At 40.5% G+C, this 13,593-nt stretch carries 9 protein-coding genes; 1 reads left to right on the top strand and 8 read right to left on the bottom strand.

What is annotated here, in order from left to right; translation table 11 throughout:
- Positions 1-4 precede the first annotated feature (4 nt).
- Positions 5-4,000 (top strand): discoidin domain-containing protein, encoded by a 3,996-nt coding sequence (locus tag IE222_RS05150; RefSeq protein ID WP_191270401.1) that lies wholly within the window; start codon positions 5-7, stop codon positions 3,998-4,000.
- Between the two features lie 414 nt (positions 4,001-4,414).
- Here the strand turns inward: IE222_RS05150 and IE222_RS05145 are convergent, their stop codons facing one another.
- From IE222_RS05145 to prfB, 8 genes are all read right to left on the bottom strand, one after another.
- Complete coding sequence (locus tag IE222_RS05145) at positions 4,415-5,605, bottom strand: PDZ domain-containing protein (protein ID WP_191270400.1); 1,191 nt, start codon at positions 5,603-5,605, stop codon at positions 4,415-4,417.
- A 350-nt stretch (positions 5,606-5,955) separates the two neighbouring features.
- The gene (locus tag IE222_RS05140; RefSeq protein ID WP_191270398.1) at positions 5,956-7,407 is read right to left on the bottom strand and encodes a S41 family peptidase; all 1,452 of its coding nucleotides are present in this window, start codon (positions 7,405-7,407) and stop codon (positions 5,956-5,958) included.
- A 210-nt stretch (positions 7,408-7,617) separates the two neighbouring features.
- A complete protein-coding gene (locus IE222_RS05135) occupies positions 7,618-8,904 on the bottom strand; it encodes a murein hydrolase activator EnvC family protein (RefSeq protein WP_191270396.1) in 1,287 nt (428 codons plus the stop codon).
- A gap of 147 nt (positions 8,905-9,051) precedes the next feature.
- Entirely contained in the window at positions 9,052-9,945 is an 894-nt protein-coding gene (gene ftsX / locus IE222_RS05130) for a permease-like cell division protein FtsX (protein WP_191270394.1), read from the bottom strand.
- Positions 9,935-10,621 (bottom strand): cell division ATP-binding protein FtsE, encoded by a 687-nt coding sequence (gene ftsE / locus IE222_RS05125; RefSeq protein ID WP_191270392.1) that lies wholly within the window; start codon positions 10,619-10,621, stop codon positions 9,935-9,937. Before ftsE ends, ftsX begins: the two co-directional genes overlap by 11 nt.
- A 305-nt stretch (positions 10,622-10,926) precedes the next feature.
- Positions 10,927-11,244, bottom strand: coding sequence for a cytochrome c551 (gene cccB / locus IE222_RS05120; protein WP_191270390.1), 318 nt, complete (start codon positions 11,242-11,244; stop codon positions 10,927-10,929).
- Between the two features lie 53 nt (positions 11,245-11,297).
- Positions 11,298-12,164 carry a YitT family protein gene (locus tag IE222_RS05115; RefSeq protein WP_191270388.1) on the bottom strand — a complete coding sequence of 289 codons (867 nt, stop codon included), beginning with the start codon at positions 12,162-12,164 and terminating at the stop codon, positions 11,298-11,300.
- A gap of 213 nt (positions 12,165-12,377) precedes the next feature.
- Positions 12,378-13,479, bottom strand: a protein-coding gene (prfB, locus tag IE222_RS05110; RefSeq protein ID WP_191270386.1) for a peptide chain release factor 2 whose coding sequence is annotated in 2 segments (ribosomal slippage) — positions 12,378-13,406 and positions 13,408-13,479 — 1,101 coding nt in all. Because the reading frame shifts where the segments join, the coding sequence is not laid out codon by codon here.
- Positions 13,480-13,593 lie beyond the last annotated feature (114 nt).

The following is a 13,593-nucleotide window of genomic DNA, read 5'->3' as shown; positions in this document are numbered from 1 at the left end:
CGTTTTGAAAAGTTTGTCACGAAGTTTATTTGGAAGATCGATTAGTGTGCTTCTTACCATTCTATTAATTCTACCATCGTTTTTGACAGGACTTTCGCTTGAAGCTAAAGCGGTTGCGGAGCCAATCTTCACTGCATCAGGATCTGAAACCACAGCATTTGGTCCGGAAAAAGCTTTTGACGGACATTATAACCGGTATACGAATAAGAATTCCAGATGGGCTAGCACAGTAGGATTGGCCTCAAAGGAAAATCCAAAATGGCTTCAAGTTGAGTATCCCGAAGCCAAAAAAATTCAAGGATTTAAAATTCATTGGGAAAGAAAAAATGTAAAAGCATACTCCATACAGGTGTCCAATGATGGGGTAAACTTTAAAAATGTGTATCATTCTACGGAAAATAAAAATCAATGGATAGAAACCATTAAGCTGGCTAATGCCGAAACAGCTAAAATAGTAAGATTAGTCATCACAGATTTTGTATCGAATTCCCCTGATATAGAAAAAGATGTCGATTGGGCAACTGTCTCCGTATATGAGTTTGAAGTTTTAGAAAGCTTAGATTCAGTTGTGGCCGAAACCGGTAATGCGGCAGTTGGGAAAACCGCTACTGCTTCAAATACAGAAGCGGGAACAAACTTCGTCCCGGGTAATACGGTAGATGGAGACTGGAATACACGTTGGTCCACCGATAAAGCTAACAATGTTCCAAGAACATTGACAATTGATCTCCAAGCCCTGACGCAAGTTCAGTCAGTCATCATTAACTGGGAACGAACTAATATTATTGCCTATAACTTGAATTATTCAGAGGATGGAACGCAATATTTTCCACTCTATCGTCAGATACAAAAATCAGACATTCAACGCCAAATACTAGACATTCCAAGCCCTGTTAATGCCAGATATCTAAAATTAGAAATCACCCAATATGATGGGGGCACAATAAACTGGCAGAATGTTGGCATCAATGAAGTAGAAGTGTACTCCACCAAGAATAATGAAGTTCCAGCAGAAATCACTTCACTAGAACAAATCACCTCCCTAACCGTAAATGAAGAAAAAGGAAAACTCAACATTCCAAAAGCGGCAAATGGGGAAATTGCCGTCGTGGGAAGCAACGCTTTACCTGTCATTAGCTTAGAAGGAAATGTAGTTACTCCATTAACAGATAAAACGGTTAAAGTAACACTGAAGTTAACAAAAAAAGATAAAAGTACCGAGTCAAAGGAATTTACAGTTTCTGTGGAAGGAACGTATAAAGATGAGGGAAAAAATGAAAAACCAATCGTCATCCCTGCCCTACAAGAATGGTATGGCTTGGAGGGAACAAAATCGGTTGATAATTCAACTGTCTTAGTGGTACAGGATCCTGCTTTCCAAAGGGCCGCCAAAATCCTCCAACAGGATGTAAACGATCAAGAGGGACTTAATCTTTCGATGGGGGCAAAAGACACCAATGCAATCATATTTAAAAAGGATGAAGCAGGTGTTTACGGTAAAGAAGGCTATGGGATTGAAATTCAGAATAACAATATTGTCGTGACAGCGGAGGAGTATACGGGGGCTTTCTATGCAACCAGGACACTGCTCCAACTTTTGAAGCAAAGCGATTCGGATGCACTTCCAAATGGTTTAATTCGCGATTATCCGAAGTATAAACTCCGCGGTTTCATGTTGGATGTCGGCCGTAAATTTACTGATCTTGATTATCTATATGAATATGTCAAGAACATGAGCTACTATAAATTGAATGACTTCCAAATTCATTTAAATGACAATGAATTAGAAATGCATTTATATGACACGATTGACGATGCCATAAAAAATGCTTATGCCGGTTTCAGATTGGAGTCCAGCATCGTCGGAGAAAATGGGGTTCCTTTAACATCTCAAGATGGTCATTATGCGAAGCGGGAATTTAATCAATTCATTTCCGATGCCGAGGATTTTGGAGTGGATATTGTCCCAGAGTTTGATACACCGGGACACGCCTTGTCTATGGTCAAGGTAAGGCCCGACCTTTACTATAAGGACCAAATTGTAAACGGTAAACCACCTGAAGAAGCTGCCGCAATGCTGGATTTATCACATCCGGATACCTTGCCGTTTATTAAATCCATATATAATGAGTACTTGGATGGTGAAAATCCTGTATTTAAAAACGCTCCTATCCATATTGGAAGTGATGAGTATTATGGAGGTGCGGAAGCATATCGTGCATATGTCGATAATATGTTAAAATTCGTTCGTGACGAAAAGAAACGAACTGTACGCCTGTGGGGAAGTCTTTCGAATAAAAGCGGCGCTACACCCGTTACATCTAAAGACGTGCAATTGCAGGTTTGGAATACAGGGTGGGCTAATCCTCAACAAATGCTCAATCAAGGGTTTAATATCATTAATATCGATGACGGGCAAGTTTATATGGTGCCAAGAGCGGGTTATTATAGAGATCGCTTAAATCCTCAAACCATTTACAATAGCTATCAGCCAAATAAGTTTTCCAATGGGACAGTCGTCAATGAATCGAACCCGCAGTTCTTAGGTGGCATGTTCGCTTTATGGAATGACAAGGTTGGAAAACTTGAAAACGGAATTACTCCCTATGACATGTTTGACCGTGTGTTTGAGGCAATTCCGGCAATTGCTCAAAAGAATTGGGGAAGCGATACGACAAATGTTCCTTACCCAATGTTCAATGAGGCAGCGAAGAAGACAGGGGTTGCTCCAAATACGAATCCAAAATTTGATGTGAGGACAGTTGATTCAACTGTTATCGATTATGATTTTACTAAAGGCGACAAGGACAATAGTAAAAATGGCTATGACATTGTAAAAAGAGTGAATGCAAGTTTAGCAGCTGGACTAGGCCTTCAATTAAATACCGGAAAGAGCTATGCACAGACGGGTTTAACCAATCTAGGACCAAATGCTGTTATGAATGTCACCCTGACATTGAAGGATACGAACGGTCCACAAATATTGGCAGAAGAGAGCCATGCAGGAACGAATAAAACCTATGCAACCATTTACGCCGTAAATAAAGATGGCTATGTAGGTTACGATTATGCAAACCGATCCTATTCCTTCGATTACAAGTTAGTTAGTGGTAAAAGAACAACGCTCACATTTGTAACAGAATTTGAGAAAACTAGATTATTTGTGAATGGTGAAGAAATACCTCTAACATCCGAAACAAGTATGCCTTACAATACGCTGGTATTACCGCTTGAAAGAATTGGAAGTGCCACTGACTCAGTTCGTGGTATCATTTCTTCCTTTCATGTAGAAAAAGGAAAATTTGTAGACCCGACAAGAATTGACACTAAAACAATGAAAATTAGCGCCACAAGTGAAGAAACATCCCAGGGGGACACGAATGTCGAAGGGCCGATTAAGCTTGCGTTTGATGGAAATGTAAACACGATTTGGCACTCCAAGTGGAGCAAGAATCCGCCGCTCCCTTATGAAGTAAACGTGGAGCTTGCTGAAGAAACTGAACTTGGCAAATTTGTCTATACACCTAGACAAAGCGGTAACAACGGACGGATATTAAAATATCGTCTACAGGTCAGTACTGACGGGGAAACCTATGAAGATGCAGCTTCTGGTACGTGGAGCAACGATCCGTCCGTTCAAACCATTAATTTGAACGGGGTTAAAACAAAATTTGTCCGATTTATTATTGAAGATGGCGTTGGCGGATTTGCAAGTGCGGCTGAATTCTCATTGCATTCTAAGTTACAAGCCCCGCAAGTGACGATAGACGGCTTAGATGAAAATCTAAAAATAGCCTTTAATCTAGGGCTGATCACCAACAAAGGCATTCTTAACAGCCTGCTCGCCAAGGTTGACCAGCTTCAAAAAGCTTCTGGAGACGAAAAACTAATCCAAAACGGCTTGACAGCCCTGGTAAACGAAATTCAGGCTCAATCTGGCAAGCATCTTGACAAAAACTACGCTGCCCTATTGCTCGAGATCATTGCTGAATTAAATTGATGGTAGAGAGCGTTCATAGATCCGTACCGTCAATAAGCACTGAATAAAAGAAATTTTTATGATTTCTGGGGTGGATGTGTCCTTCATCACGGATATGAAGGACACTCCGCCCAAATTTTTAGTTGGATTAGTCCTTCATCGGAGGATATTTATTTTTATTGGGGTTTTAATGGCCATAATTACCTACAAAAAAACAGCGAGAGAAATATTTCTCTCGCATCGTATTATTTAGAACCTATTCAATCATGAAGAGCACTTCATCTAAAAATGGAATAGTTCAAGTTGATTTTAAAAATTTTGTTCCGTTTATTTATGAACGTTGTTCGATAAATTATGAAAAATAAATTCGGACTTTTTTGGTAGAAATCTGGAATTTATTGAACGTAATCCGCTCTTTTTTAGAGTTTTACAGCGTCAGGCACCTTTTTCATATTTACGTTGATCCTGCACGAAAAGGATGCCGAGCTCGTGGTGATCGCCTTCGAATAAAACTCGTTGGACGAAGCGGATTTCACCGTTAGTATCCAGAACATCGAGTTTGCAATGCGCACGGTTTTTCTGTAATGCTTCGTAAAATGTTTTCTCATTTTTTAAAGAAATTCCATTGATTTTGGTGATAATTTCTCCAACCTTCAAGCCCATTTTTTCAGCCGGTGACTCTGGAATAATTCCGATAATCATCAAGCCATTATTTTTTTTCGAGAAATAAAATGGCCGATTGTCATCCTTTAAATAGGCCATTAATGCTAACGTTTCTCGACCGATAACGGCTAGCGCAGCAACGATAATCGATACAATTGGGTACCAATAACCAGCGATAGCGATTAGCGTAATCATTATCCCCAATGTGATAACCTGACGTCCGTAGCGTTCAATTGCCACTGGCGGTAAATTCCCTTTGATTTGCTGATGAAAACCAATTGCAAATGGGACAAAGACTAGGGAGTACCGCTCTGCTCCTAAATGAAAGACTGGCCACCAATCAAATGGCAGCTGGAGAGCTTCTCCTGGAATTAACAAAAACAATGGTACCATCCAAAGTCTTTTCACCTCATGAACTCCAATAACCTGACCGCGTTTACTTTTTGCTAGTTTCGGAGAAGTCCCTTTTGTTCCATTTTTTAAAATAAGAATTCCTTCAGCAATGACTAACAGACCGAGAACAAAAACAATGGAAGGATAAACCATATCACTGATGGATGTGAATGCCTTTTTGAAAAACGGTATTGTCCAATTATTTTGCGCAAAAAGTACCACCGCAAAAAAGGCAGTACCGACTGTATAGGCCGGTGACATCCAGCGAATATTTGTCGTAAGGGACAATAAAATGGTGAGCCCAGCTGTAAACAGAATCGCAGCGAATGGGACGACAACGCCTGCTGCAATTATGATAATAGAAAGGATTAATCCGAGAATGAATCCGAGTGGAAATAATTGCCGAAGTTCAAAATAAGCGTCTTGCGCCCTTACATGAAAGTTTTTCCTCTCGCGTTTTACCCTCATTACACCTAAAATTCCTGATAAAAATACTAGATAGTATAAAACAGGATGAAGAAATAACTTGCCTGTTCCTTTCAGAAGCTCCACAAGCCATATTTGCACCATTCCTACCACCTGCCTCTATTCAAATTTCTATTTTATTATGTAATAAACTCTTACCCTTTATTTTACCAAATATCCAACGCAAAACATATTGCTAGTTTAGATAAATTATCGTAGATTTTTATGTGTTATTGATTTTTCTAATAGAGGGTTTCGCAGGGGTTCGATTTATTTCGCAGATTTTTTTATTATTTCGAGGAAACATACAGGAATTTCGCGGACTTTCGGATTTATTTCGCGGAAATATACGAGGATTTCGCGGAATATCTAATTAATTTCGCCAAACTGCAATAAACCCGTCGACAATCAAAAAACAGCGAACCTCATTACATGAAGTCCACTGCTTGTCATCTTTATTTCACTATCAATCTCAGTGCAGTTTGAAGCTGCATATCATTTTTTGGCTTTTTCATTTCCGCAACGACTGCCTCCTCTAATTTGGAAGCCGTCACATTATCGATTTCTCCGGTTGCTGGCAAATCGTTGTATTGCTGGAATCCCTTCACTGCAGTCGCTGTTTCCACACTGAAGTAACCGTCAGTACGGCCAGGCGCAAATCCTAATCCTGCAAGGATTTCCTGTGCATTCTTAACCTGCTCATTGTTCAAATCCTCTGCAAGCGGCTCATCAATTTGCAGCGGGTGAGTAGCAAAAATCGCAGGCTGTGCAACCTCCACATCAGGCTCAATTCCCTTTTTGTGAATCCAGTTGCCATCCGGAGTCAGCCATTTGTACAAAGTTAATTTTACATTGCTGCCGTCCTCCATTTCTAATGCCTGCTGGACTGTACCTTTACCAAATGTCGTTTCCCCAACAATCTTATAACCTGCCGCTTCCTGTAATGCTCCAGCTAAAATTTCCGATGCAGAAGCACTTCCTTTATTTGTTAATACAACAATTGGATAGTTTTTCTTTTTTGAAATATTCGAGAAAAACCGCCGCTTTTCTCCGGTGCGCTCTTGAATTTGTACATAAGGCTTATCTTTCGGTACCAGCTCTTTTAAAATTTCCTCGACGCTGATTAACAATCCCCCTGGATTACCTCGGACATCGATAATCAATCCTTTAATATCATCATTTTCCAATGCCTTTAATTCCTTTTTAAAATCAGCAGCGGTGTTTTCTGAAAAAGAGGTGATTTCCAAATAGCCGATTTTTTTACCGTCTTGTTTTTTCAGGTCGCTGTGGACCGTTTCAAGCGGAATTTCATCACGTTTTACTTTAATCTCAAGTGCTTCCTTTAATCCTTTACGAGCAATTTCTAAATTGACATATGTCCCTTTTTTTCCACGGATTTTCATTGTTGCTTTACTCAGATCCAGGCCTTCTACACTTTTTCCGTCCACCTTTAAAATTTGGTCATTTGGTTTAATTCCAGCTTTTTCTGCCGGTGAATTTTTAAATGGTGAGATTATAACGATTTTTCCATCAACCATACCAACTTCGGCTCCAATGCCTTCAAACGATGATTCCAGCGTTTGGGTGAATTGCCTGCTAGTTTCCTTGTCCATATAGACAGAGTACGGGTCCTTTAAAACAGACAGCATCCCTTGAATGGCACCTTCGACTAGCTTATCCGTATTTACTTTTTCTACATAGCGTTTCTGAATCAACTCATATGCCTGCTCGACCTTTTCCAAATCTTCCTCAACTGTATCGTTCGTATTGACGTTAATGCTTTTTGGATTCACGGCTTCTTCAAGCTCAGAATTTTTATTGTCTAATAATTGTATTCCGGCGTATGTTCCACCAGCACCTGCCAAAAGTGAGAATGTCATCAATAGGGCAATCCCGTTTCGATTCATCGAACCCCTCCTTGTAAAAAATCCCGAACTATCCTTCTGTTAAAACCATATCGAATTCATGCCCAATAATAATAGTTATGTAAAGAATGGACGAGTTATGAGTTTTCCATAGAGGAATAATTGGTGTCAGGCACCATGTGAAAAATTCACATGGTGCCTGACACCAAAAAGAGAGCAAAAAAAAGAGCGAAGCATAATGCTTCGCCCTTTTTACAATGGGACAATACCCATTGGGTTGATGGCTGAATGGTATTGCCAGCGTCCTTTGTATAATTCAAAGTGAAGATGCTGCCCTTGAGAATCACCAGTATTACCCATGACACCAATCTGCTGTCCTTTGCTTACGTGCTGTCCTGCGCCAACCATGCGTGTTCTCATATGGGCATAAACGGTTGTGTACATTTGTCCGTTAATATTATGCAAAATATAGACGACATTTCCGTAGCTTGATGAGTAATGTGAAACATATACTTCTCCGTCTGCTGCAGCTACAATTGGAACCGGACCGCCTTGAGCAATGTCAACGCCCCAGTGGAATGTTCCCCAGCGCGCACCATAAGTTGAAGTTATCACACCAGCTGCCGGTCGTGTAAAGCTGCCGCCAGAAACTGCTGGTGCTGCTGGCGCTGCTGAAACAGCCCCGGCACTGCTGCTTCCTGAACTAGAACCTGATGATTGCTTTTGTCTTGCTTCAGCAGCCTTTTTGGCCTCAGCTGCCGCTCTAGCCTGGCGCTCTTCCTCAGCCTTAATTGCCCGTTGAATTGCTGCTTCCTGTGCTGCAAGAATTCCTTCTTTTTCTTGTAAACCAATCACATACTCGTGAGCTTCACTTTCTTCTTTCTTTAATTTCGCAAGTAATTTATTTTTTTCCGCCCGCTGCGCACTTAACTGCTGATTCATTTCCTTTAAGTCAGCCAACATCGTCTCAAGCCCGGCAAGATCCTTTTTTACTTTTGCTTCCTTTTTCTCTAGCTCTATTTTGTCTGCTTCATGCTGCTTAAAAATTTCCTGGTCTGCTATCACTAATGTAGCAACTGCATTGGCCCTATCAATGAAATCATTAAAGCTTTGGGCCCCAAATAATACGTCAAGGTAGTTGACCGCACCGCCATTTTCCTGGTAGCTGCGGGCGCGTTCTTTTAATAGCTCACTGCGCTTTTCCATTCGATCCTTGATTACCTTAATGTCACCTTTTAGCTTATTAATCTCTGTTTTTGTTTCTTTAATTTTAGTATTTTTGTCACTAATTTTATCGGTTATATCACTAATCGCAAGATCAATTCGCTCTAAATCATTATTTACAGCTGACTGCTGTTTTTGTAGATTGCTGATTTTCTCATTCGCTTTATTAATATTAGTTTTTACACCCGAACGTTGGTTTTGAATTTCATTTAATTTTGATGACGATGCTGCTTCTATCTTTTCTGGACTTCCGCCAAACATCGTACCCAGGCCGACCGTTGCTGCAACGGTAAGCGTTAGGACTGTCTTCTTCATCCGATTTTTCCTCCCATTTCTACCTCTTTATGTACAGGTAAATCGTTGTTTATCTGTATGTCGTTTTAAAGCCTTAAAAAAGGGTATATCATGTAAAACAATGAAAACAGGAGGGACGACAAAACAGCCCCTTCCTGATCTCCCGGATTATACCTTTAAAAATTTCCTTACGGACATCAAGCTGCCCCAAACACCAATCAAAGCACCCATTAACAGAAGAATGCCGGCTACCTGATACATGAATGGATCAAATGGCAGAATCTTGATAAATGTACCTTCAAGCTTAGGATTTACATAATCAAAAGCACGATAATATGCAATCGAAATAAGGATTATTGGCAGGATCGAACCTAATATCCCCAGCCAAAGCCCTTCAAGGAAAAACGGCCAGCGAATAAATGAATTGGTCGCCCCTACTAACCTCATAATCTTAATTTCTCTCCGTCTAGCAATAATGGTTATTTTAATCGTATTTGAGATTAGGAAAATCGCCGTAAAGAACAAACCGATAATGAGAACTACGCCAACGTTTCGGCTTGCCTTAATAAACTTAAACAGCTTTTCTACTTTGTCTTGACCATATTTTACTTTTGCCACAAAATTGAGTTTTTCAATTTTGGAAGCTGCCTTCATTGTATCCGTAGGTTTTTTCGTTTTAACAATGAACACGTCATTTAACGGATTATCCTGTTCAAAAAGCTTGAACGCCTTTCCTTCCTCACCCATACTTTTTACTAGTTCTTTCAATTCTTGTTCCTTAGAAGAGAACTTAACCGATTTAACTTCAGGAATCGTCTGAAGCGCAGCCTTTAATGTATCTTGATCATGCTTATTTGCCGCAACATCAATGTGAACGCGGATTTGCACGTCCTCTTCGACAGTTTGAGCTACTGTATTTAAATTCATCATGAGAACGAAAAAGACACCGACTAATATGAGCGTTACCGTCACGGCACTTACGGAGGCGAATGTCATCCAGGCATTTCTACTAAGACTTTTGATGCTTTCACGGGCGTGGCGGCCAATAGTGCTAATTTTCATAACCGTATTCACCTCTTTGCTCATCACGAACAATTTTTCCGCCTTCAATGGCGATTACACGACGCTTCAGTGTATTAACAATATCTCTGTTATGGGTCGCCATTACCATCGTTGTTCCTCGATTATTAATCTCTTCAAAAATTTTCATAATTTCCCACGTTGTTTCGGGGTCAAGGTTTCCGGTAGGCTCGTCCGCGATCACCACTTTCGGTGAGTTAACGATGGAGCGGGCGATGGATACACGCTGCTGCTCGCCGCCGGAAAGTTCATTTGGAAGCATTCTTGCCTTATGCTTTAAACCGACAAGGTCAAGGACCTCCATAACTCTCTTCTTAATATACTTTTGCGGAGCTTCGATTACTTCTAAGGCAAAGGCCACGTTCTCATAGACTGTAAGAGTAGGGAGCAGCTTATAGTCTTGGAAAACTACTCCGATATTACGGCGGTATAGCGGCACCTTTTTCATCTTTAATTTTGCTAGATTGACACCGTTCATTAAAATCGTCCCGGAAGTAGGTACTTCCTCACGGTACATCATCTTAATAAATGTCGATTTCCCAGCACCGCTAGGACCAACGACATAGACAAATTCTCCTTGATTAATGCGGACATCAATACCATTTATCGCAGTTACACCATTCGGGTACTTCTTATATACCTCTTGCATCTCGATCATAATTATCACCCATATTATTATTGTTGAATAACATTTATTCGACAATTTTCTATTTATTTCTTCAAAACGGACCAAAATAACAAACATATTGTGCATAATTTCGCATGGCTCTATTATAACATCAAAAATCGGCAAAAAAAGCTAAAAAAATATTACAGTTTCGTTTCAAACAATACAAATCCTTACAATTCTCTCCATCAATGGCAAGATTTTTTACATGCAGGTCGTTCATTTTGTCGAACTTGCAATAGGAGTTTTTCGACAAAAAAACACTCTGCCGAAATGACAGAGTGTTTTCTAATATCTTATTTTTTTTCTGCAAGCCATTGAGCAACCTGGTCAGCATCGTCACCTGAAACGACACCAGGCGGCATTGAGCCTTTACCGTTTTTGAGAATATCTAAGATTTCATCCTTTGAGTATTTAGACCCAACCTTTGTTAAATCTGGGCCCATACCTCCTTTAAGATCGCCGCCATGACAGCTTGAACATTTTTGATCAACAATCTTTGCCGCTCCGGCTGATGCGGTATCTTTTTCACCATCATCAGAACCGCCGCCGCATGCAGCTAATCCCATTACCATAGCAGCTCCAAATATAATTGTTCCTAGTTTTTTCTTCATTGCCACTCCCCCTAATGTGAAAATAGTGCCATCACTGCTTAATTATACCAACATTATCCTCGTTTGAAACCCTCTCCTAACACCTCTGCCGCGTCCATAACGACGACAAACGCTGATGGATCAAGGCCTTTAACCAATTGTTTCAATTTTGTGAACTCCGTTTGATCAACGACACACATCAATACCGGGCGTTCATGGTCGGTAAATCCACCAAATGCCGATAGTTTCGTGACACCACGGTCAATTTTGTTTAATATCCCCTCACGTACTTCATCCTGCTTATTAGTGATGATCATCGCCATCTTCGACCTGCCGAAGCCGACCTGGATTAGGTCAATCGTTTTACTGGTAACATACAGGCCGATTAAGGCATAGAGAGCTTTTTCTATGTCAAAAACGATTGCCGCGGTTAAAACAATAAGTCCGTCTATCATCACAACACATCTACCTAGCGTAAAACCGGTATATTTATGGACAATCTGTGCAGCTAAATCGGTTCCCCCAGTAGAGGCATTTCCGCGGAACACGATCCCAAGTCCCAGACCTACACCAATACCGCCAAATAAAGCTCCCAGCAAGGCATCATGCGTCCATGGCTCCCAGCTTTTTGTTAAAAATACCACAAACGGCAGAAAAACAGTCCCTGCCAATGTTTTGGCACCATAGTGTTTTCCTAAAAGAATTACTCCAGCGATAAATAATGGAATGTTAAAGGCCCATTGTACATATGCCGGCTCCAAGCCAAGCACGGACTTTAAAATTGTACTAATTCCACTTACACCGCCTGATGCAACCTTGTTCGGAAGTAAAAAAGCGTTGAATGAAATCGCAATAATGGCTGAGCCAATTAAGACCAGTAAATAATCCATTACAATTCGTATTTTTGGATTTGCTTCTGTAAAATGATTAATTCGATTCATGTATGATTCCCCTCTGAAAGCTTTTAACCGAAGTGAGTATAACACGGGTAAAAATTGGTGTAAATGCCAGCAATCTGCCGTGTTAAAGTAATAAATTTTTTATAGCATTTGCTATTAAAGGGGGTTTCATGAAAAGATTGAAAAGCTATATTTTACTCGCCATTTCCAAAAAAACAAGCCTATGCTGGAGTCAGCATAGACTTAAACATTTCATTATGAAATTCTCGAACGAAGATAGGCATTGATAAACTGATCAATATCCCCGTCCATTACCGCTTGAACGTTACCAGTCTCGGTACCTGTACGATGGTCTTTTACCATTGAATATGGATGGAAGACGTAGGAGCGAATTTGACTGCCCCAACCGATTTCCTTTTGTTCGCCCCGAATTTCCGCAAGCGCTTTTTCCTTCTCTTCCAGTTCCCGTTGGTAGAGTTTCGCTTTTAACATTTTCATCGCATGTTCCCGGTTTTGAATTTGCGAACGCTCCGTTTGGCAGGAGACAACAATCCCTGTTGGTGTGTGTGTGATTCGAACCGCAGATTCGGTTTTATTGATATGCTGTCCTCCGGCACCGCTCGCACGGTACGTATCAATCCGTAAGTCCTCCGTACGAATCTCAATTTCAATTTCATCATTAAATTCCGGCATCACGTCACAGGAAACGAATGAAGTATGACGACGTCCTGACGAATCAAATGGAGAAATCCGGACTAGGCGGTGAACGCCTTTTTCAGCTTTTAAATAGCCATATGCATTATGACCATTGATACCAAGGGTAACACTCTTAATCCCAGCCTCATCACCAGGCAGGTAATCGAGGGTAACAACCTTGAAGCCCTTACTTTCAGCCCAGCGCGTGTACATCCGCAAAAGCATTGAGCCCCAATCCTGTGACTCCGTACCGCCAGCACCTGGGTGCAGCTCTAAGATGGCATTATTTTTATCATATTCATCACTTAGAAGAAGCTGTAATTCAAAGTCATTTAAGCGGCTCGATAGCTGCTGTAATTCCTCCTCAAGCTCTGCCTGCAATTCGGCATCTGCTTCTTCCTTAACAAGTTCATATGTTAATTCAAGATTTTCAAATGTTTCATTCAAGTTATAAAATTCATTAACCTGATCCTTTAATCCATTAGCCTCGCTAATGACCTTTTGTGCCTCCTGCTGGTCATTCCAAAAATCAGGCTGCAGCATAACATCGTCTAATTCAGCTATTCTGGCTTCCTTATTTTCCAGGTCAAAGAGACCCCCTAAAGTCCGCCAATGTAACAGCCATTTTTTCAAGTGTATTGCGAATTTCCGCTAGTTCCATATTTTCCACCTCTATAAATGATAAATAATCAATATTTTATTCGAAATATCCAAGTCTGTTTTTGTCCATTATCTATTATAACTTGAGAATGGGGAGGAATTCAAAATTAAAAAA

This window comes from Neobacillus kokaensis (genome assembly GCF_014656545.1).
In the GTDB taxonomy this organism is placed as follows: Bacteria; Bacillota; Bacilli; order Bacillales; family Cytobacillaceae; genus Neobacillus; species Neobacillus kokaensis.
Note: the sequence above shows the minus strand (reverse complement) of the source record. Positions and strands in the feature narration are given on the sequence as shown.

What these genes read in the sequence shown, in the direction of transcription:
- IE222_RS05135 (WP_191270396.1), bottom strand. Translation starts at nt 8,904, where the DNA reads ATGAAGAAGACAGTCCTAACGCTTACCGTTGCAGCAACGGTCGGCCTG.
- ftsE (WP_191270392.1), bottom strand. Translation starts at nt 10,621, where the DNA reads ATGATCGAGATGCAAGAGGTATATAAGAAGTACCCGAATGGTGTAACT.
- IE222_RS05145 (WP_191270400.1), bottom strand. Translation starts at nt 5,605, where the DNA reads ATGGTGCAAATATGGCTTGTGGAGCTTCTGAAAGGAACAGGCAAGTTA.
- cccB (WP_191270390.1), bottom strand. Translation starts at nt 11,244, where the DNA reads ATGAAGAAAAAACTAGGAACAATTATATTTGGAGCTGCTATGGTAATG.
- IE222_RS05140 (WP_191270398.1), bottom strand. Translation starts at nt 7,407, where the DNA reads ATGAATCGAAACGGGATTGCCCTATTGATGACATTCTCACTTTTGGCA.
- ftsX (WP_191270394.1), bottom strand. Translation starts at nt 9,945, where the DNA reads ATGAAAATTAGCACTATTGGCCGCCACGCCCGTGAAAGCATCAAAAGT.
- IE222_RS05115 (WP_191270388.1), bottom strand. Translation starts at nt 12,164, where the DNA reads ATGAATCGAATTAATCATTTTACAGAAGCAAATCCAAAAATACGAATT.